The organism is Streptomyces sp. DSM 106670, assembly GCF_055792845.1.
Window position 1 is genome coordinate 7,303,571 of sequence record NZ_CM147704.1, and the last position, 19,319, is coordinate 7,322,889.

General features: G+C 72.7%; 13 protein-coding genes. 9 read left to right on the top strand and 4 right to left on the bottom strand.

Features of this window, described 5'->3' with window-relative positions; genetic code table 11:
• Positions 1-22 precede the first annotated feature (22 nt).
• The 3 genes from ACSMXR_RS32315 (at position 23) to ACSMXR_RS32325 (ending at position 2,722) form a co-directional block, all read left to right on the top strand.
• Positions 23-601, top strand: coding sequence for a nuclear transport factor 2 family protein (locus tag ACSMXR_RS32315; protein ID WP_473170503.1), 579 nt, complete (start codon positions 23-25; stop codon positions 599-601).
• Positions 602-664: 63 nt separating this feature from the next.
• The gene (locus tag ACSMXR_RS32320; RefSeq protein WP_364886912.1) at positions 665-1,450 is read left to right on the top strand and encodes a hypothetical protein; all 786 of its coding nucleotides are present in this window, start codon (positions 665-667) and stop codon (positions 1,448-1,450) included.
• Positions 1,451-1,471: 21 nt separating this feature from the next.
• Positions 1,472-2,722 (top strand): lytic transglycosylase domain-containing protein, encoded by a 1,251-nt coding sequence (locus ACSMXR_RS32325; RefSeq protein WP_473170504.1) that lies wholly within the window; start codon positions 1,472-1,474, stop codon positions 2,720-2,722.
• Here ACSMXR_RS32325 and ACSMXR_RS32330 read toward each other — a convergent pair.
• Complete coding sequence (locus ACSMXR_RS32330) at positions 2,711-3,772, bottom strand: ATP-dependent DNA ligase (protein WP_473170505.1); 1,062 nt, start codon at positions 3,770-3,772, stop codon at positions 2,711-2,713. The two genes, ACSMXR_RS32325 and ACSMXR_RS32330, sit on opposite strands and share 12 nt — an antisense overlap.
• Positions 3,773-3,848: 76 nt before the next feature.
• Between ACSMXR_RS32330 and ligD the strand changes: the two genes are divergently transcribed.
• Together ligD and ACSMXR_RS32340 are read left to right on the top strand one after the other, a co-directional pair.
• On the top strand, positions 3,849-4,874 hold the full coding sequence (gene ligD, locus ACSMXR_RS32335) for a non-homologous end-joining DNA ligase (protein ID WP_240805776.1): 1,026 nt from the start codon (positions 3,849-3,851) through the stop codon (positions 4,872-4,874).
• Positions 4,871-5,983, top strand: coding sequence for an ABC-2 transporter permease (locus tag ACSMXR_RS32340; protein ID WP_473170506.1), 1,113 nt, complete (start codon positions 4,871-4,873; stop codon positions 5,981-5,983). The genes ligD and ACSMXR_RS32340 overlap by 4 nt, the downstream gene beginning before the upstream one ends.
• A 16-nt stretch (positions 5,984-5,999) precedes the next feature.
• Here the strand turns inward: ACSMXR_RS32340 and ACSMXR_RS32345 are convergent, their stop codons facing one another.
• Both ACSMXR_RS32345 and ACSMXR_RS32350 read right to left on the bottom strand, forming a co-directional pair.
• Positions 6,000-8,237, bottom strand: coding sequence for an OmpL47-type beta-barrel domain-containing protein (locus ACSMXR_RS32345; RefSeq protein WP_473170507.1), 2,238 nt, complete (start codon positions 8,235-8,237; stop codon positions 6,000-6,002).
• A complete protein-coding gene (locus tag ACSMXR_RS32350; protein WP_364886924.1) occupies positions 8,234-10,738 on the bottom strand; it encodes a ThuA domain-containing protein in 2,505 nt (834 codons plus the stop codon). Before ACSMXR_RS32350 ends, ACSMXR_RS32345 begins: the two co-directional genes overlap by 4 nt.
• Before the next feature lie 302 nt (positions 10,739-11,040).
• Between ACSMXR_RS32350 and ACSMXR_RS32355 the strand changes: the two genes are divergently transcribed.
• Positions 11,041-12,102: a multicopper oxidase domain-containing protein gene (locus ACSMXR_RS32355; protein ID WP_137228651.1), complete on the top strand. Its 1,062-nt coding sequence runs from the start codon at positions 11,041-11,043 to the stop codon at positions 12,100-12,102.
• 39 nt (positions 12,103-12,141) lie between these two features.
• On the opposite strand, the gene ACSMXR_RS32360 is transcribed toward ACSMXR_RS32355, so the two are convergent.
• A complete protein-coding gene (locus tag ACSMXR_RS32360; protein ID WP_473170508.1) occupies positions 12,142-14,361 on the bottom strand; it encodes a DEAD/DEAH box helicase in 2,220 nt (739 codons plus the stop codon).
• A gap of 361 nt (positions 14,362-14,722) precedes the next feature.
• Between ACSMXR_RS32360 and ACSMXR_RS32365 the strand changes: the two genes are divergently transcribed.
• From ACSMXR_RS32365 to ACSMXR_RS32375, 3 genes are all read left to right on the top strand, one after another.
• Positions 14,723-15,517 carry a VOC family protein gene (locus ACSMXR_RS32365; protein ID WP_137228645.1) on the top strand — a complete coding sequence of 265 codons (795 nt, stop codon included), beginning with the start codon at positions 14,723-14,725 and terminating at the stop codon, positions 15,515-15,517.
• 71 nt (positions 15,518-15,588) lie between these two features.
• The gene (locus ACSMXR_RS32370; RefSeq protein WP_137228643.1) at positions 15,589-15,843 is read left to right on the top strand and encodes a WhiB family transcriptional regulator; all 255 of its coding nucleotides are present in this window, start codon (positions 15,589-15,591) and stop codon (positions 15,841-15,843) included.
• An 86-nt stretch (positions 15,844-15,929) separates the two neighbouring features.
• Complete coding sequence (locus ACSMXR_RS32375) at positions 15,930-19,310, top strand: hypothetical protein (protein ID WP_473170509.1); 3,381 nt, start codon at positions 15,930-15,932, stop codon at positions 19,308-19,310.
• Positions 19,311-19,319: the final 9 nt, after the last annotated feature.

The following is a 19,319-nucleotide window of genomic DNA, read 5'->3' on the forward strand; positions in this document are numbered from 1 at the left end:
GCAGGCAGGGGAGAGGCAGCACATGGCACGGCAGCGGAAAGCAGAGCAGGACACGGCGGACGCGCAGGCCGGGGAGGTACGGGCGAGGGCCGGGAATCCGCTGGTGATCGTCGCGCTGGCGCTCGCCGTGTGCGCGGCCGGAGCGGCGGGCTGGGGCGGCTGGTCGCGCTACGAGGCCGCGCACGACGACGCGGCGTCCTTCGCACAGGCACGGGACGACGCGCTGGCGGCGGGCGAACAGGCGGTGCAGAACATGAACACGCTGGACCACCGCTCGCTGGAGAAGGGGCTCGACAGCTGGGAGCAGTCCACCACCGGCGATCTGCACCGCCAACTCATCGACGGGCGCGACGCGTTCGCAAAGCAGATCACCGAGGCGAAGACGGTGAGCACGGCCAAGGTCCTCTCCGGTGCGGTGACCGAACTGGACCAACGGGCGGGCCGGGCGGGGGTGATGGTGGCGATCCGGGTGACCGTGACCGCGCCGAAGGGCGAACCGGCGGTGAAGGAGAGCCGGTTGCTCGGGAGCCTCACCCGGACCGCCGACGGGTGGAAGCTCAGCGCGCTGGGTCAGGCACCCGTCGGCTCCACGGCCGGCTGACCTCCGCCTCCTCGTATCCGCCCGCCCCGCACCGCCCCGCACGCCCCGGAGAGGACCCCGCCCATGTCGACGACCCGTCACCTCGTCAACCGCCGCCGCCGGCTGGCCACGGCACCACCGCGTACGGCGGAGACCGGGACGGCACCCGTGACCGGGCCGACCGCCGGCCCGGTCAGCACGACCGAGCCCGATCCACCGGCCGCCCCGGACACCGACGCCGAAGCGAGCACCGACACCGACACCGATACCGGCTCCGAAGCGAGCACCGGTACCGACACCGATGCCGACACCGGCTCCGAAGCCACGGCGGACACCCCCCGCACCAGGTCGCCCCGCCTCCGTGTCACGCTGCCCGTCCTGCTGTGCGCCCTCACCGTGCTCCTGGGGGCCTTCGCCGCCTGGGCGTTCGCCTCGGCGAGCGGTCTTCGTGACGAGCCGGCCCGGCAGAACACCGCGCTCACCGACATCGGCCGGACCAGTGAGGTGAAGGGCCGGATCAGCGAGGCGGTCGGCGCGGTGTTCAGTTACGACTACGCCTCGCCCGCCCGCTCCGACCGTGCGGCGAACACCTATCTGACCGGCCGGGCCGTGCAGCAGCACAAGGACATGCTCGCCGACGTACGGGAGCAGGCCCCGAAGCAGAAGCTCGTCCTGACCACCACCGTCACCGAGAGCGGGGTCGAGTTCCTCGACGGTGACCGGGCCCGGCTGCTGGTCTTCGCCGACCAGAGCAACACCCGTACGGGCAAGGACGAGGAGACGACGTACGCGGCGGCCATGTTCGCCGTGGACGCCGTCCGCCGCGGGGACGGCTGGCTGATCGCCGCCATCGACACGTTCACTCGCTGAGAACCGGAGAGGGGAGCCCCCATGAGGTTCGACCGCACCGTGCGCCGCCGGCTGAGCACCACGGCCACCGCCGTCGCCGCGATGACCGCGCTCACCGCGTCCCAGGCCCCGGGGTTCGCCCTGCCCGAGCCACGGCAGGAGAAGGCGGCGGCCTCCGACGACGTCGTGTGGACCGACGTGCCGGGCGACGACGTCTACCACACCGAGTTGCCGCCGCTACGGTCCCCGAAGCCGCCGAAGCCCCTGAAGCCCGGCGCGAAACCCGACCCCGTGGTGGTCCGCGCCTGGTCCGATGCGGGCATTCCGGCCACCGTCCTGGCCGCCTACCGCAAGGCCGAGAGTGCGGTGGGCCGCAGCGACCCGGGCTGCGGACTGCCGTGGCAGCTGCTCGCGGCGATCGGCAAGGTCGAGTCCGGCCAGGCCTCCGGCGGGCGGGTCGACGCCCGCGGGACGACGCTCAGCCCGATCCTCGGCCCGGCGCTCGACGGCAACGGCTTCGCGCTGATCCGGGACACCGACAAGGGGGCGTACGACGGCGACCGCGCCTTCGACCGGGCCGTCGGGCCCATGCAGTTCATCCCGTCCACCTGGGCGTCCTGGGGCGCGGACGGCAACGGCGACGGCCGCAAGGACCCGAACAACATCTACGACGCGGCGCTCGCCGCCGGGCACTACCTCTGCGCCGGGCCCCGCGATCTGAATCGGCGGGCCGACCTGGACCGGGCCATCCTCAGCTACAACCGCTCCGACACCTATCTGCGGACGGTGCTGTCCTGGCTGGAGTTCTACCGCAAGGGCAGCCACCCGGTCGCCGACGGCGAGGGCGTCCTCCCGGTCAGCCCGGGGCCCGGCGGAAAGACCCGGCCCAAGGCCCCGGTCGGCGGCCCCGGCGCGCCGGAACGTCCCGGCAAGGGCGACGGCGGTGTCGTCGTCGGCCCGCAGCCCACGCGGCCGCCGAGCCCGACGCCCACACCGCGCCCCACGGGTCCCGGCTCGCCGAGCCCCAGCCCGGACCCGACGGACCCGGGCCCCACCGAACCGGGCCCGAGCCCCAGCCCGGACCCGACCGACCCGGGCCCCACCGAGCCCGGCCCGAGCCCCAGCCCCGACCCGACCGGGCCCACCACACCGCCCGACCCCGGCGGGACCGACCCGGGCTGCCCCGGCGACACCCCGTCGCCGTCCCCGTCCGACGACGCCGGCACACCTGACCCGGGCGGGTCGGACGAGCCCTGCGCCACGCCGACCGGTGCCCCGGAGTCAGCCGCCTGACAGCACCTCGGACAGGTCGTAGGAGACGACCTCCTCCAGCTGCGCGTACGTACAGCCGGCAGGGGACCGGTCCGGCCGCCACCGACGGAACTGGGTGGTGTGCCGGAACCGGTCGCCCTCCATGTGGTCGTAGGCCACCTCGCACACCCGCTCCGGGCGCAGCGGCACCCAGGACTGGTCCTTCTTGCCCGTCCACCGGTTCTGCGTGCCCGGCAGCCGGGACTGCTCGTGCGCCGCCGCGTCCGCCCACGCGCCCCACGGATGCTCGGCGAACGCGCAGCGCAGCGGGGCGAGTTCCTCGGCCAGCTCGGCACGCCGCTTCATCGGGAAGGCCGCGCAGACCCCGACGTGCTGGAGCACGCCGTCGGTGTCGTACAGGCCGAGCAGCAGCGAGCCGACGACCGGGCCGCTCTTGTGCTCGCGGTAGCCCGCCACCACGACATCGGCGGTCCGCTCGTGCTTGATCTTGTACATGGCCCGGGTGTCGGGCCGGTAGGGCAGGTCGAGCGGCTTCGCCACGACCCCGTCGAGCCCGGCGCCCTCGTACCGGTCGAACCACTCCCGGGCGATCTCGATGTCCGTGGTGGACGGGGCGAGGAGGACGGGCGCGGACGCGCCGGAGAGCGCCGCCTTCAGCACCTCCCGCCGGTCCGCCTGCCGGGTGGAGAGAAGAGAGGTGTCGTCGACCGCGAGGACGTCGAAGGCGATGAAGCTCGCCGGGGTCTGCTCGGCGAGCATCCGCACCCGGGAGTCCGCCGGATGGATGCGCTCGCTGAGCCGCTCGAAGTCGAGCCGCCCCTCGTGGGCGATGACGATCTCCCCGTCGATCACACAGCGCGGCGGAAGGTTGTCCCGTACGGCGTCGACCAGGTCGGGGAAGTAGCGGGTCAGCGGCTTGCCCGTACGGCTGCCGATCTCGACCTCGTCGCCGTCCCGGTAGACGATCGCCCGGAAGCCGTCCCACTTCGCCTCGTAGGCCATGCCCGGCGGGATCTTGGCCACCGACTTGGCGAGCATCGGCTTCACGGGCGGCATCACCGGCAGGTCCATGGCCCGATTCTGGACCGCGCACCCACCCATGTCGCCCGATGTGCGGCATATGTGCGACCGGCCTACGGTGGCCGTCATGGGAGCTGCGGTGGAGCTGGACGCGGGCGGACGGGCCGTGAGGCTGTCCAACCCGGACAAGGTGTACTTCCCGGAGAAGGGCTACACCAAGAGGGACGTGGCCGAGTACTTCCTGGCGGTCGGCCCCGGCATCACGCGTGCCCTGAACCACCGGCCGACCACGCTCCAGCGCTTCGTGGACGGGGTCGAGGGCGACTTCTTCTACCAGAAGCGCGCCCCGAAGAACCTCCCCGACTGGATCCCCACCGCGCGGATCGCCTTCCCCAGCGGGCGTCCCGCCGACGAGATCTGCCCGACCGAGCTCGCCGCCGTGATCTGGGCCGCCAACCTCGGCACCCTCACCTTCCACCCCTGGCCGGTGCGGGCCGGGGACACCGACCACCCGGACGAGCTCCGTATCGACCTGGACCCGCAGCCCGGCACCGACTACGCCGACGCGGTCACCGCCGCCCACGAACTGCGCTCGGTCCTGGAGGACCACGGTGTACGCGGCTGGCCCAAGACCTCCGGCGGGCGCGGGATGCATGTCTTCGTGCCCATCGAGCCCGCCTGGACCTTCGTCGAGGTGCGGCGCGCCGCCATCGCCGCCGGGCGCGAGCTGGAGCGGCGGATGCCCGAGCGGGTGACGACCGCCTGGTGGAAGGAGGAGCGCGGGGAGCGGATCTTCGTCGACTTCAACCAGACCGCCCGCGACCGCACCATCGCCTCCGCCTACTCCGTACGCCCCTTTCCGCACGCCCCGGTCTCCGCGCCGCTGCGCTGGGAGGAGATCGACGACGCCGAACCTCGCGACTTCGACCTCCGCACGATGCCGGGGCGGTACGCCGAACTCGGCGACGTCCACGCGGACATGGACCAGGAGGCGTTCCGGCTGGACGGGCTGCTGGAGCTGGCCGACCGGGACGAGAAGGAGCGCGGGCTCGGCGACATGCCCTACCCGCCGGAGTACCCGAAGATGCCCGGCGAGCCCAAGCGCGTCCAGCCCAGCCGCGCCCGCCACGACGACGACGGCGAGATGGCGTGAGCGGGAGCGGGAGCGGCGGGACGGGGGGCGAGAACGGCGGGCCGGGCGGGAGCGGCGAGCGGCACGGTGCGCACGGGCGGCCGCTCACGCTCCGCGAGCGCTGGGAGGCGTACAAGAACAGCCCGTTCCTGCCCGCGACCGTCCTCGTCCTGATCGTCGCCGCCGCGGCCGGACTCTTCGCCGGCTCCTACACGTACGCCATGGCCAACCCCACTCCGCACCGCATCCCGGCGGCCCTGGTCACCGAGCCGCAGGTGGAGCGCGGCGAGGCGTTCGTCGCCGGGATGGAGAAGGCGCTCGACGCCTCGCTGGAGCTGCGCGACTATCCGGACGTCGCCGACGCCCGCCGCGCCCTGGACGAACAGAAGGTCTTCGCCATCGTGCGCGCGGCCGACGGCGGGGTGGCGCTCGACGTGGCCGGAGCCTCCGGCGCGTCCGTGGCCGAACTGCTCGGCAAGGCGGGTCTCGAGGTGGGGGACGCCACCGGTGTCGAGGTCACCGTCCGGGACGTCAAGCCGCTCCAGCGGGGCGATCCGCGCGGGCTCGCCCTGTTCTACATCTCGCTGGCCGCCGTGATCATGGGCTTCCTCGGTGCGATCCAGCTCAGCGTGCACGCCCACGGGCTCAACCCGGCCGAGCGCATCGCCTTCACCGCCGCCTACGCCCTGCTCGGCGGCTTCGCCATCGCGGCGGCCGTGGACTGGTGGCTGGGTGCGGTGGACCTGCCGTTCGTCCAGTCCTGGCTGATCCTGGCGTTCACGATGTTCACCTCCGGCATGGTCTTCACCATGTTCAACACCCTGATGGGCCGCTGGGCGATGATCCCGACCTGGGGCGTCATGGTGCTGCTCGGCAACCCGTCCTCCGGCGGGGCGGTGTCCTGGCCGCTGCTGCCCTCGGCGCTCGGCCACATCGGCCGCTGGCTGCCGCCGGGCGCGTCCGTCAACGCCCAGCACACCGCCGTGTACTACCAGGGCCACCAGTTCGTCTTCCCGTATCTGGTCCTCGCCGCCTGGGCGCTGGTCTCCTGCACGGTCTTCTGGGTGTGGCGGCACCGACACCCAGGTGGCCGCGCCCGCACGCCGGAGCATGCGGCCGCGGCCACCTGAGACTCTTCCCCGCGGGTTACAGCTCCTTGATGCGGATGTCGCGGTACGAGATGACGTCGGTGACGCCGTGCACCTGGAGCCCGATGTAACCGGAGGCGAACCGCCGGCCGTCGGTGCCCGGGTCGTCGCCGCGCGGCGGCTCGAAGAGCTGACCGCCGGTGTTGTCGAACTCGTTGATCAGGACACCGTTGCGGTAGATCTCGTAGTGCTGGTCCACCACCTTGATCTCGTAGTCGTTCCAGGTGCCCTTGGGCGTGACCCCGGCGCCCCCGAGACCCACCCGGTCGAAGCCGTACACCGAACCGGTCTTGTACATGTCGCCGTCCGGCCGGTCGTTGATCTGGATCTCATGGCCGTACTTGATGGCGACCCACTCCGGACGCGACTCCTCCGGGTGGTCGTGGACCTTCGGGAAGCGGACGAAGACCCCGCCGTTGGCGTTGCCCGAGCCCGGGGCGTCGTCCCGCCACTGGAGCTTGAGCGAGTAGTCGCCGTAGGCCCGGTTCGGCAGCCACAGCATGCCCATCCCGTCCACCGTGGTGGAGCTGGTGATCGAGCCCTCCTCCTCGTTCAGCTCGAACTTGCCGCCGCCCACCTGCTCCCACTTGGCGAGCGAGGCCGCGGTGCCGTCGAAGAGCTTGGTGTAGCCCTCGGACTGCCCCGGCTTGCCGATGCCCGACTGCTTGGCGGCCTGGTTGATCGCCTTGCGCTCGCGCTGGTCGATGACGCCGTCGGTCTTCAGCTTGTCCAGCACCGACTTCACGTGCTTGAGGAACAGGGCGTTGGAGGACCAGTCCTTCTCGTCCTCGATCAGCTCGTTGATCGTGCAGCGGTTACGGGTGATCCGGTTCGGGACGCCCGTGTCGATCGTGCCGACGAAGACCGTGTGCCGCTCGTCGAACTCCGCGCAGTTCGGCGCGGGAACCCCGCCGCCCTGGGCGATGGTGAACGACACCTTCTTCGCCTCGGAGGTGTTGCCCGCCTTGTCCGTCGCCCGGTGGGCGATCGAGTGGTGGCCGACCCGGTCGACGATCACCGGGGCGGTGTAGGCGAGGTACGGTCCGCCGTCGAGGCTGTACTCGACCTTGTCCACGCCCGAGTCGTCGTCGGTCGCGGAGATGGTGGCCTTGGCGCTGGTGATGAACGCGCCGTCGCTGTTCTTGTCGCCCTCGACCTTCACCGAGGTCTCCGGAGCCGTCTGGTCCTGCGACGGCGGCTCGACCACGGTGAAGTCGACGGACTTCTCGTCCGCGACATTGCCCGACCGGTCGGTGGCCCGGTAGCGGACGGTGTGCTCGCCCACCTCGTGGACCATCACCGGTGCGGTGTACGGCTGCCAGTCGCCGTCCGCGCCGAGCGCGTACTCGATGGTGTTGACGCCGGACCCGGTGTCGGACGCGGTCACGGTGACCGTGGCCATGCCCAGGTACGCGCCCGCGTCGTCCTTCTCGCCGGTGACGGTCGCCGAGGTCTCCGGCGGGGTCTCGTCGTCGGTCGGCGGGGCGGCCACCGCGAAGTCGACGGACTTCTCCTCGGCCGCGTTGCCCGCCTTGTCGGTGGCCCGGTAGCGGACCGTGTGGTCGCCGACCTCGTTCACCACGACGGGCGCGGTGTACGGCTGCCAGTCGCCGTCCGCGCCGAGCGCGTACTCGACCGTGTCGACGCCGGAACCCTCGTCGGTGGCCTCGACGGTGACCGTGGCCTGGCCGATGTACGCGCCGTCGCCGTTCTGGTCGCCGTCGACCTTCGCCGAGGTCGCGGGGGCCTCGGTGTCCTCGCCGCTGCCCTCGGTGACGGTCAGGATGCCCTGCATCTGGCCGTGTCCGGGGATCGTGCAGTGGTAGAAGTACCGGCCGGGCGACAGCGTGACCTCCACACTGTGCTTGCCGCCCTCGGAGTCACCGGGGTTGGCCAGGATGTTCAGCTGGACGTCGTTGTTGAACTCCGGGTCCGACACGCTGAACGTCAGCGTGTGCGGCATGCTCGTGGTGTTCCCGGTCGCCGTGCTGTTCTCGAAGACGATCGTCGCCTTGCCGGCCACCGCCGTCTTCGGCGCGGTCAGATAGTGGTCGATCGGATCGCCGGCCGTCCAGGTCAGCACCTGGTCGGCGGCCTTGGCCCCGGGACCGTCGCCGCCCTTGCCGTACGCGGCCGTGGAGGTCAGCCCGAGGACCATCAGGAGGGAGGCCAGCAGGGCCACCCAGAAGCTCGGCGGACGGTGCCGCCTGCGTGCGAGGTAGGGGAGATGTCTCACTTCGCCGCCGCCTTTCCGACGAGATCCGCGGCGGCCGGCGTCGCGCCGCCGCCCTTGTACGACACGCGCCACAGCGCGGACTTGGAGTCGGAGGTGAAGAAGCCGCGCCCGTAGTCCAGGACGTACAGCGAACCGTCCGGCGCGAACTTCCAGTCCATCAGATTGCGGATGCCGTCCGCCCCGACCGGGATGATCTTCTTCAACGACTCGGCGTGCGTGGGCAGTCCGCCCTTGCCGACGGTCTTCGGGTCGGTGAGCACGGCGTGCCGGGGCTGGGTGTCGTCGTAGAAGTCGCCCACGAACCACTTGCCGTCCCAGTAGGCGGGCCACTTGGCGGTGGACTCGCTCTGCGCGTCGTAGCGGTAGACCGGGCCGTTCATCGTGGCCTGCCCGCCGCCCTTGAGCCAGGGCAGCAGCTCCTTGCCCTCCTCCGCCTTGTAACTCGGTACGCCGTTCTCGTCGCGCGGGTAGTCGACCCCGCCGCCCTGCGGCGAGTACCAGATGGTGTTCGGGGTGACCGGCGGCAGCTTGACCAGCCCGTCGTTGTTCGGCGACTCGTTCTTCGGGGCGTCGCAGTCGTACCAGCCCAGCGGCTTGGTCGGATCCGGCAGATTACGGTCCCGGTAGGGCTGGTTGTTGCCCATGCAGAACGGCCAGCCGTGGTTGCCCGCCTTGGTGATCGCGGCGAACGTGTCGTACTTGGCCGGGCCCCAGGTGGTGGAAGGCGCGCCCGCGTCGGGGCCGACCCAGCCCGCGTACAGCGTGTCCGTCGACGGGTCGATCGAGATCCGGGCCGGGTTGCGCACGCCCATCACATAGATCTCGCCGCGCGTCTTGCCGCCGCCCTCGTCCGGCTCCTCGCCGGTGAAGAGGTTGCCGGAGGGCAGGGTGTACGTGCCGTCGTCCTCCGGGTGGATCCGCAGGATCTTCCCGTTGAGGTTGTTGGTGTTGCCGGCCGTGCGCCGCGCGTCGGCGAAGGAGACGCCCTTGTAGTTCGGCTGCGGGTTGTTGCCGGAGTAACCATCGCTGAAACCGGAGGAGTTGTTGTCACCGGTCGCGATGTACAGGTTGTCCTTCGAGTCCCACGCCATGCCGCCGCCCGCGTGGCAGCAGCTGTTGATCTGCACCGGCCAGTCGAGCAGCACCTTCTCCGAGGCCAGGTCCAGCTTGTTGCTCGCGGAGTCGAAGGTGAAGCGGGAGACCTGCCGGGTCGCCATGCGCTTGTCGCGGTCGATCTTCGCGTGCGGGGTGTAGTGGAGGTACACCCACCCGTTGGAAGCGAAGTCCGGGTCCAGCTCGATCCCGAGCAACCCCTCCTCGACCTTGACCAGTTCGTCGCCGCCGCCCTTGTTGCCGAAGACGTCCAGCGCACCGGCCAGGGTGACCTTCCCGGTCTTCGGGTCGTAGACGTGGATCTCGCCCTTGCCCTTGCCGATGTTCGGGTCGTTCCAGTCGATGACGACCGGCTGGGAGCTGTCGGCCCCGCCGCGCCCGATGTAGAAGACCCGGCCGTCCGGGGCGGTCACCAGACCGTGCGGCTCGCCGATCTGGTCGTTCTGGCCCGGCTGGTTGGGCTCGGTGACTCGCTCGGCGGTGTAGTTGGAGGTGATCGTCGCCTTGCAGTCGGCCTGCGAGGTCCGGTTCGTCCAGGAGAGCGCGCCGCGCAGATGGTCGCGGAAGTCGGTCTCGGCGAAGCTGTCCGCCGTACCGCCCATGGCCGTGTAGAAGGAGCGGCCGCCGTCGTAGTCGCGGCACCAGGAGACCGGGTGGTCCCAGCCGTTGGCACTCGCGCCCGGCTTGTACGTCAACTCCCGTACGCGCGCCACGGTGTGGACGTCACCGGACGGGTTCTTCGTCCAGTTCAGCCACTTGTCGGGCCGCTTCCACTCCAACGGCAGGCTCTTGGTGGCCGGGTGGACCCGGTCGCCGATCTCGACCGTCGCGCGCTGCACGGTGGCCGGGCTGTTCGCCGCCGGGCGGGCCCCGACCAGTCCGGTGAACCAGTCCGAGTAGGGCTCGGTGCGCGCCGCGTCATGGACGCCGAGGAAGCCGCCGCCGGCCTCCATGTACGCCTCCAGGCCCGCTTCCTGCTCCGGGTCGAGGACGTCGCCGCCGCCGGTGAGGAAGACGACGGCGTGGAAGGAGCCGAGCCGCTTGCCGTTGGTGAACACCTTCGGGTCGGCGGTGGCCACGGTGGTGAACCGCTGGGCCTCCGGACCGGTCAGCCCGATCTTCTCGATCGCCGCGATCCCGGCGTCCGTGTACGGGGCCTCGTCACCCGCCGACGCGTGGAACACCAGCACCTTCACCTGGTTCTTCGCGCCCGGCGGAGAGGGCAGCGACAACGTTGTCGCCATCTTCTCCACCAGGGCCCGGTCCGGCGATGTGTCGGCGCTGGCCGGGCCGCCGCTGCCCAGCATGGACACGGTCAGTGCGCCGGCCGCCACGGCCGCCGCGAGGCCGCGTCGTGATCTGGACCGGTGATGTGATGCGCGCTGCATGTGGTCACCCACCCCTCTGTGGTCACTGCACCTCTCGGTGACTGTGGCTTGCTCACTCTTCGTCAGGAGCTGTCGACCTACTGGCTCGTGGTTCGCCGGCTCTTGATTCATTGCGACAGCGCACGAAGCTAGACCTCTTTTCGCGGTCCGCCAATAGCTACGGCAGCAATCGCACGAACTTTGTCCTGAGTGTGGATAAACGGAGATGCCCCGGCTACGGTGTGGCCCGTTCCGGGGATCCCGTGAGCGCCGTTCCGTACCGGCGGCTTCGCCAGTTTCCTTATCGCAGTGGGGAGTTCGACATGGACCGAAGGACCTTCAGCCGGCGGATGCTGGTCGGCGGCGCGGCGGCCGCCGCGACCGGGGTGACATCGTTGTCGCTCGGGGCGGTGGAGGCAAGCTCGGCCGAGAACCCGCCGCGTACGGCCCCGGCGGGCGGCGTCACCCGCCGACTGAAGATGTACGCCGAGAAGCTGCCGAACGGCGAGCTGGGCTACGGCTTCGAGAAGGGCAAGGCCTCGATTCCCGGACCCCTCATCGAGCTGAACGAGGGCGACACCCTGCACATCGAGTTCGAGAACCTCACCGACGTCGACGCCAGCCTCCATGTGCACGGTGTGGACTACGACATCGCCAACGACGGCACCCGGATGAACAAGAGCCACGTGGAGCCCGGCGGCACCCGGACGTACACCTGGCGCACCCACAAGCCGGGCAACCGCAAGGACGGCACCTACGAGCCGGGCAGCGCGGGCTACTGGCACTACCACGACCATGTCGTCGGCACGGACCACGGCACCGGCGGCATCCGCAAGGGCCTCTACGGGCCGGTCATCGTGCGCCGCAAGGGCGACATCCTGCCGGACCAGACGTGCACGGTCGTCTTCAACGACATGACGATCAACAACAAGGCGGAGCACAACAGCGTCAACTTCGAGGCCACGGTGGGCGACCGGCTCGAATTCGTGATGATCACGCACGGCGAGTACTACCACACCTTCCATATCCACGGTCATCGCTGGGCCGACAACCGCACCGGTCTGCTGACCGGCCCCGACGACCCCAGCCGGGTCATCGACAACAAGATCTGCGGACCCGCGGACTCCTTCGGCCTCCAGATCATCGCGGGCGAACGCGTCGGCGCGGGTGCGTGGATGTACCACTGCCACGTCCAGAGCCACTCCGACATGGGGATGGCGGGGCTCCTGCTGATCAAGAAGCCCGACGGCACGATCCCGGGCTACGAGCCCCACCACCACACGGCCGGGGCCACGGAGAAGAAGGCCGGGGAGAAGACGGGCGAGAAGACCGAGAAGGCCGAGAAGAAGAGCGCCGGCACGGGTGCGGCGGAGCACCAGCACTGACCCCGGCCGTCGCGGGGCCCGCGGAGGGGGCGGGCCCGGTCACGGCCGGCGGGAGTCGTCCACGAGCCGCCGCTGCTCCTCCTCGACGATGCGCCGGGCCAGCTCGGCGTCGGAGACGTCCACCGCGTCCGGGGTGGTCTCCGCGAGGTCGCTGCGCCGCGCGTACGCGTCGAAGAGCCGGTCCTTGCGGGCCAGCAGCTCCACCAGGCGCTGGTCCACACTGTCCGTGGCCAGCAGCCGGTGCACCTGGACCGTGCGCACCTGGCCCATCCGGTGGGCACGGGCGACGGCCTGGTGCTCCAGGGTGGGCTTGATCTGCGGCTCGCACAGGACGACCACGGAGGCGGCCTGCATGTTCAGCCCGGTGCCGCCGGCCTGGATCTGGCTCAGCAGCACCGCGTGCCCGTCCACGGAGGAGAACGCGTCCACCAGCTCCTGCCGCCGGGCGGGCGGGACGCTTCCGGAGAGCGGTCCGAAGGCGTCCGGGCCCAGGGCGTCGCCGACCGTCGCGAGGACCTCGCGGAAGTAGGAGAAGACGACCACCTTCAGGCCGTTGTCCCGTGCCTCGTCGACCAGTTCGCGCAGCCGCTCCAGCTTGGCGGAGGTCCCGGGCACGGCATAGGCGGCCCGGCGCATCCGCATGAACCGCCCCGAGGCGACCGCTTCGCGGTAGGCCTCCCGGTCCTCGGCCCCGAACTCCTCCCACTCGTCCACCTGGACCAGCGCCGGGAGTTCGGCCAGCACGTCCACCTGGTTGCGGCGCAGATAGGCGGGGGCGACGGCCCGGCGGAAGGCCCGCGAACCGGCCGCGCCGTGCGTGGAGCTGACCGACGGCGCGAGTTCGGGCCGCAGTTGGCGCACCAGGCTGCGGAACTCCTCCACCCGGTTCTCCATCGGGGTGCCCGTGAGGAACAGCACCCGCTCCACCTGCTCCGCCCAGCCCGCGACCGCCCGGGACCGGCGGGCCTCGGGGTTCTTCACGAAGTGGGCCTCGTCCACCACCAGCATCCCGGGCCGCACCTCGGCCGCCGCCCCCTCGGGCAGCAGATGCAGCGCGTCGAAGGTGGTCACCGCGACCCCGCCGCCTTCCCGCCAGTCCGCGAACGCCTCGGTCCGCTCCGCGCCGTGCACCGGAACGGCACGCAGGGTGGAGCGGGCCCGGATCTCCCGGGTCCAGTTGATCAGCACGCTCGCCGGGCACACCACGAGGAAGTGCCGCTCGCCGTGGGCGGCGAGGTGCGCGAGCGCGGCGATGGCCTGCACCGTCTTGCCGAGCCCCATCTCGTCGCCGATGATCACCCGCTTCTGCGTCAGCGCGAAGCGCGCCCCGAACGCCTGATAGCCCCGCAGGGACACCCGTAGACGCGTGTCGTCGAGGCGCAGCGCACGCACCCGGTCGGCGATTCCGGCGGGCAGGAAGCCCTCGGCGGCATCGCGGTCGGGACCGCTGCCGGACAGCTCGGCGAGCAGGCTGTAGTACTCGGCGGACCGCAGCTCGAAGTCCACCCAGGCCTCGGCGGGCGACGCCGGTGAGCGCAGCAGATCGGCCGACGCCTGCGCGAACAGCACCGGCAGCTCCCGCTCCACCGCGTCCGCCACGGCCGACCGCACCGCGTCGAGGGCCTGACGCACCCGCGTCCGCTTCTCCCGCCCGCTGAACAGCATCCGCAGCCGGCTCCCGGCCGGTGCGGCCGCCGCCACCGGAGGGCCGAGCCGTTCGCCGAGCCGGCGGGCCGCGTCCACCGCCCGCCGCGCCTCCGTACCGGCCTCGACCAGCCGGTGCAGGGCGATCACCAGGGCGGTGCTCGTGTCGTCCGGGGCGTCCACGTCGATCCGCACCGAGACGGTGTCCCGTACGGCGTGGGCGATCTGTCCGGCGGCGGCCAGCGCCTGGTCGGCGGTGTGCGCACCGACCCCGGGGAGCTGCCGCAGCTCGTAGCGACCGGTGCCGTGGACCTGCCCGACCGTGCCGAACCCGGCCTGCTCCAGCGCCACCAGACGCAGCCGTCCCTCCGTGACGTCCTTGAGCCGGCCGACGGGGATGTGGGCCAGCTCCTGGTCCACCAGGGCGTCGAGCAGCGGATCGAGGACCGACCGTACGGTGTCCACGGCGGCCGCCCGGTCCGCCGGCACGGCCCGGGCGCTCTCCAGGAGCCGCTCCGCCCGTGCGAGCAGCTCACGGGCCGCGCCGCCGGTGGGCACCTGACCCCCGGCGGCCCCCCGCGCGAGCGTCCCGCCCGCCGCCCCGCTCTGCTTCATCTGCGTCCTTCTGTTCCCGAGGAGGCGTCGCGCAGCCCCGGGACCCGCTCCTGTGGCCTCCCCGCCATCGTGCCACGCCCCGCCGACACTCCCGGCCCCCTCGCGACGGCCGGTCGACGGGGAGGCGGGCGGGCGACGCGCCGGTCCAACGCTTGGCCCCGGCGGGTGCGCGATGCCTACCCTGGGCCGTACGGCGGGGGCGAGCGCCCGCCGGTGGAACGCCCCGGTCGGCCCCGCGCGGACTGCGGTCGTCCGTGCCCGGTGCAAGACTCGGAACGAGAGGAACCACCCCGGCGGTACCGACGAGCGGGACCACCCGGACCGGACGAGCGGATCCACCGGATCGACTGAGGAGCACGCCATGATCAGCCCCACCTTCCTCGACGGAGCGCCCAGTTGGGTCGATCTCGGCACGCCCGATCTCGACGGGGCCGTCGCGTTCTACCGTGGCCTGTTCGGCTGGGACCTGATCCCCGGCGGTCCCGAGGTCGGCGGCTACGGCATGCTCACCCTGGACGGCCGGTACGTCGGCGGGGTGATGACGGTGTCCGAGGAGGAGTCGCCGAGCGCCTGGTCGGTCTCCTTCCAGTCACCCGACGTCGCCGCCACCGCGGCGGCGGTGGAGCGGGCGGGCGGCAGCGCCGCGTTCGAGCCGATGGACGTCCTGGACTTCGGCAGCATGGGCGGCTTCACGGACCCGGCCGGAGCGTATTTCGGTGTCTGGCAGCCGAAGGAACACCCCGGCTTCGGCGTCGTCCAGGAGCCCGGCTCGTTCCTCTGGGCCGAGCTGTACACCCCCGACGTCCCGGCGGCGGCCGCCTTCTTCGGAAGCGTCCTCGGCTGGCGGACCGACGCGCTGAAGGTGGAGGGCACCGACTACACCTACACCACGGTCCACCCGGCCGGCGCCGGCCCGGAGGCGTCGTTCGGCGGCCTGGTCCGGATGGGCGACGTCCCGACCGAGGCCGCCCGCGGCCCCCACTGGCTGCCCTATTTCGACGTCGCCGACGTGGACGCCACGGTGGCCGAGGCCGAGCGGCTCGGCGGCACGGAGACCCTGGCCGCCATGGAGGTGCCCGGCGTCGGCAAGATGGCCAACATCGCCGATCCGTACGGGGCCGTCTTCGCGGTCATGAGGCCCGAGCCGAGGCAGTAGCAGCGGGACCGGCGCGGCGGATTGATGAATCGTTGATCAGTTGTTTATCGCCACCGGGCACCGTGGTCACCATGCTGATCAACACCGTGACCGACGACGCACTCGCCTGGCAGGAGACCGCGTTGTGCGCGCAGGCCGGGCCCGAGTTCTTCTTCCCCGCCCCGGGCAGCTCGACCCGCGAGGCCAAGCAGCTGTGCAACGCCTGCGAAGGGCGTCTGGCCTGCCTGGAGTACGCACTCGCCAACGACGAGCGGTTCGGGGTCTGGGGCGGGATGTCCGAGAAGGAGCGCGAGCGGATGCGCAGAGAAGGTCGCGACCGGAGCTGAACCGTCCAGCGGGTCGATGCACCCCGGTCGCACCCGCGCACCGTAAACCCCTGGGGTGATCGTGCGGGGCCCGGCACAATCGGGCCATGACCGACGCCCCGCCGCTCGTCCTCGCCGCCGCCCTTCTCGACGCGCTCGAACCGCTGTCCCATGCGAAGCGCATGAGCGAACTGGCGGTGCGGGCAGGCCGGCTGGCCGCCGAGGGATCGCTGCGCGCCGTCCTCGACGAGCTGGAGGACGGCGACCCGTACGAGCGCGGGATCGCCGTGATCGCCGCCTCGGCCGGCCGGGACGCCGAGTGGATCGCCGCGCACCTCGCCGACGAGGACGCCGTCGTACGCGGGCACGCCCTGCGCGCGGCACGGACGCTCGGAGTGCCGGACACGGCGTACGAGAAGGCTTTCGCGGACGCGCCCGCCGCCGTGCGCCGCCACCTCGTGCGGGCGGTCATCGCCGACCGCCGCACCGCGCTCGCCGACCGGCTGATCACCGTCCTGCGCGCCACCTGGGGCGACACCGAGGCGGCCCGTCTGCTGCCCGGCTGCTCGGCAACCACGGTCGAGGCGCTGCTGCCGGAACTGCTGCGCTCGACGGCCTGTTGGTCCTCGCTCGGCCACCACCACCCCGGACCGGTCCTGGACTCCGCCGAGGACGAACTGACCCGCCTGCCCGCGGCCGGGCGGGACGCCTGGTGGCAGGGGTACGGCCACCCCCGGGGCATCGCCGCCGCCACGGCGGCCCTCCCGCACCGGGTGCTCGACCTCCTCGAACGCTTCGGCCCCAGCCGGCTCCCGGCCGAGCTGCACCGCCGCCTGGGACGGCTCATCGCCGCCGACCCCGCCCGTGTCGCCCGACTCGCCATCAGGCCCGACGTCTGCGCGCACCTGCACCGCGCGCTCAGCGGAACCGAACTGCGCCGCCTCGTCCGGGCGTTGCCCGAACCCCTCCTCGTCGAACTGGGCCGCGGCGCACCGGACTTCGACGGGCTGCCCCGGCTCCTGCGCGCCCTGCCGCCCGGCCGTCGCACCGCGCTCCACGAAGCGGTCACCGAGATCCGGGGCGAGGGCGCGTCGGGGAGCACCACCGACACCCGGCTGCTGGACGCGCTGCCCCGTAACGGCGTGGTGGCCGTCGCCCGGCGAGCGGCGGAGCGGGCCACGGCGCGCGGAGACGCCGCAGCCGTCCTCACCGCCACGTCCTACCTCCCCTTCGACGAGGCACGCGAACCGCTCCTGGCAGCCACCCGGGGGCCCGCCGCCGACGACCGCGCCAAGGGCTGGTCGCTGCTCGTCGGCGGCGCGGGCCGCTCCGGCGATCCGGCCCGCGTCGCCACCGTGCTGGAGGACCTGCTGCGCCTGCGCAACGAACAGGACCCCGTCCGCTCCGCCGCCCTCACCGCCCTGTCCGGGGTGGACCCCGCCCTCTTCACCGACGCGGTGGAACCGCTGCTCGACCGGGTCGCCGCCGACGCCGTGGAGGCCCGCGACTCCTCCGCCGCCACCCGTTCCGCCCTCGGCTCCCTGGCCGTCGGCGTGCTGCGGGAGCACGCGGTGACCGGACAGCGCGAGCTGCTCAACTGGGCGCTGCGCACCCTGGTCCGGATCACCGGCACCAGCGGCAGCGCCGACCTGGGCCGGCTGGACCGGTCGCTGCGCCGGGGCCAGGAGCACACGGTGTTCGACGCGCTGCGGCCCTGGCTGGAAGCGGGCGCGGAACGCTCCGACTACGGCCTGGTGCTGGCGCTCGCCCGCGCCGTGGGCCGTCGTGCCGACGCCATGCCCGGCCTCCAGGACCTGCTGTGGCAGGCCGTGAACTACGGCGAGCCGTCCGCCGCCCGGAGCGCCGCCGCCCTCTGGCTCCGGGCCCCGGCCGGCCGGGACGAGCGGGTGGAGCGGCTGCTCGCCCGGCACCCCTCCGCCATCGCGCTCCCGGAGGTCCGGCACACGGTGACCGCCCGGCGGACGGACCTGCTGGAGGCGTACCTCGACGGGACACCGCCCCGGGGCCGGTTCCTCGCGCCCGGCACGGGCTGGACCCTCGGCGTCGCCGGAGCCGAGCGCTGGACGCCCCGTCAGCAGCGGGCCGCACTGCGCGCGGTGGAACGCACGGTGGCGGACGAGAAGCTGCCGCTGTACGCGCGCACCGCCGCCCTGGGGCAGCTCGCCCGGATACCCGGGCGGGGAGCCGACGCCGTACGCGCCTGGACCGAGGACCGGGACGTGGTGATCGCCGAGGCCGCGCTCGCCGCCCTCGCGCACACCGACCGGCCCGCCGACGCCCTGCCCGACCTGCTCGCCCACACGGGCGACGACCGGGCCCGGGTCGCGGTGTACGCGGCGCGCCGGGCCGCCGCACGCACCCGGCCCTCCGCGCTGGCCCCGCTGCTCGCCGCCCGTACGGCTCCGGGCACCGGCAAGGTGACGAGCCGCAAGGAGATGGTCCGGCTCGCCGCCGATCTGCTGCCGCGCGCGGAGGCGGCCGGCCTCCTCGCCGACGCCTACGCACAGCCCGGCCAGCACCTCGACGTACGGGCCGCCTGCGTGGCCGCCGGTACGCCGCTGCTCGGCGACGTACGCATGTGGGAGGTGACCGAGGACGCTGCGGGTGGCGAACGCGCGCTGCGGGTGGCGGTGTTGCGGGCGCACCCGACGGAGCTGGACCCGGCCCTGCGGCCGCGCTACGCCCGGCTGATCCAGGACCTGTGCCGCACCGACGACGACACGCTGGCCGTCCTCGCCCACACCGAGCTGGTCCCCTGGCTGCCCTGGGCCCCGCACGCGGCCGAGGTCCTGGTCGAGACGGTCACCGATCTCGACCGGCGGGGGAGGTGGCGCTCGGCCGCCGAAGCGCTCGTGGACGCCGCCCGGACCGTCCCGGACACGAACCGGTCCCTGATCCGCGCCCTGTCCCTGCTGGCCACGGGGGAGACGGCGGACGACGCGGGGGCGGAGCGGGACCGGCCCGCCCGCCGGAGGATCGGCCATCTGGCCAGAACGCTGTCGCTGCGGACCGGCCCGAACAACCGGCAGGCCGCGGGGGTGCTCGCGGAGGCGGGCCGGACCCTGGCGGCCCATCGCGACCTCGTGCCGGACGCCGTGGCCCTGCTCGCACGCTCCCTGGACCTGGCGGGAGACCCGGACACGCTGCACACCGGGCTGGTCGGGCTCGCCGCCCTGCACGGCGGCCGCCCGGCGCTCGCGGCCAGGACCGCGCAGACCGTCGGAAGGCGGGTCGTCGGACACCCGGGGACGGAGGCCGGCGACCCGGACACCCTGCTGCTCGTCGTCGCACGGCTGGCGGCGACGGGGGATCCGGCCGAGGGGCTGCTCGCCGCCGAGCTGACGGTGGCGTGCGGTCTGCGCACCGGGTGGACCGGTCCGTGGCGCACCCAGCTGCGGATGCTCCGCCAGCACCCCTCGGACGATGTCCGCGACGTGGCGTACGCCGCGGCCACCGCCGAGGAGTGAGGTCGCCGA

Excerpts from the sequence above, each read along its gene's own strand:
- ACSMXR_RS32330 (WP_473170505.1), bottom strand. The coding sequence starts at position 3,772 with ATGGACCTGCCGGTGATGCCGCCCGTGAAGCCGATGCTCGCCAAGTCG.
- ACSMXR_RS32325 (WP_473170504.1), top strand. The coding sequence starts at position 1,472 with ATGAGGTTCGACCGCACCGTGCGCCGCCGGCTGAGCACCACGGCCACC.
- ACSMXR_RS32365 (WP_137228645.1), top strand. The coding sequence starts at position 14,723 with ATGATCAGCCCCACCTTCCTCGACGGAGCGCCCAGTTGGGTCGATCTC.
- ACSMXR_RS32355 (WP_137228651.1), top strand. The coding sequence starts at position 11,041 with ATGGACCGAAGGACCTTCAGCCGGCGGATGCTGGTCGGCGGCGCGGCG.
- ligD (WP_240805776.1), top strand. The coding sequence starts at position 3,849 with ATGGGAGCTGCGGTGGAGCTGGACGCGGGCGGACGGGCCGTGAGGCTG.
- ACSMXR_RS32350 (WP_364886924.1), bottom strand. The coding sequence starts at position 10,738 with ATGCAGCGCGCATCACATCACCGGTCCAGATCACGACGCGGCCTCGCG.
- ACSMXR_RS32375 (WP_473170509.1), top strand. The coding sequence starts at position 15,930 with ATGACCGACGCCCCGCCGCTCGTCCTCGCCGCCGCCCTTCTCGACGCG.
- ACSMXR_RS32370 (WP_137228643.1), top strand. The coding sequence starts at position 15,589 with ATGCTGATCAACACCGTGACCGACGACGCACTCGCCTGGCAGGAGACC.
- ACSMXR_RS32315 (WP_473170503.1), top strand. The coding sequence starts at position 23 with ATGGCACGGCAGCGGAAAGCAGAGCAGGACACGGCGGACGCGCAGGCC.
- ACSMXR_RS32360 (WP_473170508.1), bottom strand. The coding sequence starts at position 14,361 with ATGAAGCAGAGCGGGGCGGCGGGCGGGACGCTCGCGCGGGGGGCCGCC.
- ACSMXR_RS32320 (WP_364886912.1), top strand. The coding sequence starts at position 665 with ATGTCGACGACCCGTCACCTCGTCAACCGCCGCCGCCGGCTGGCCACG.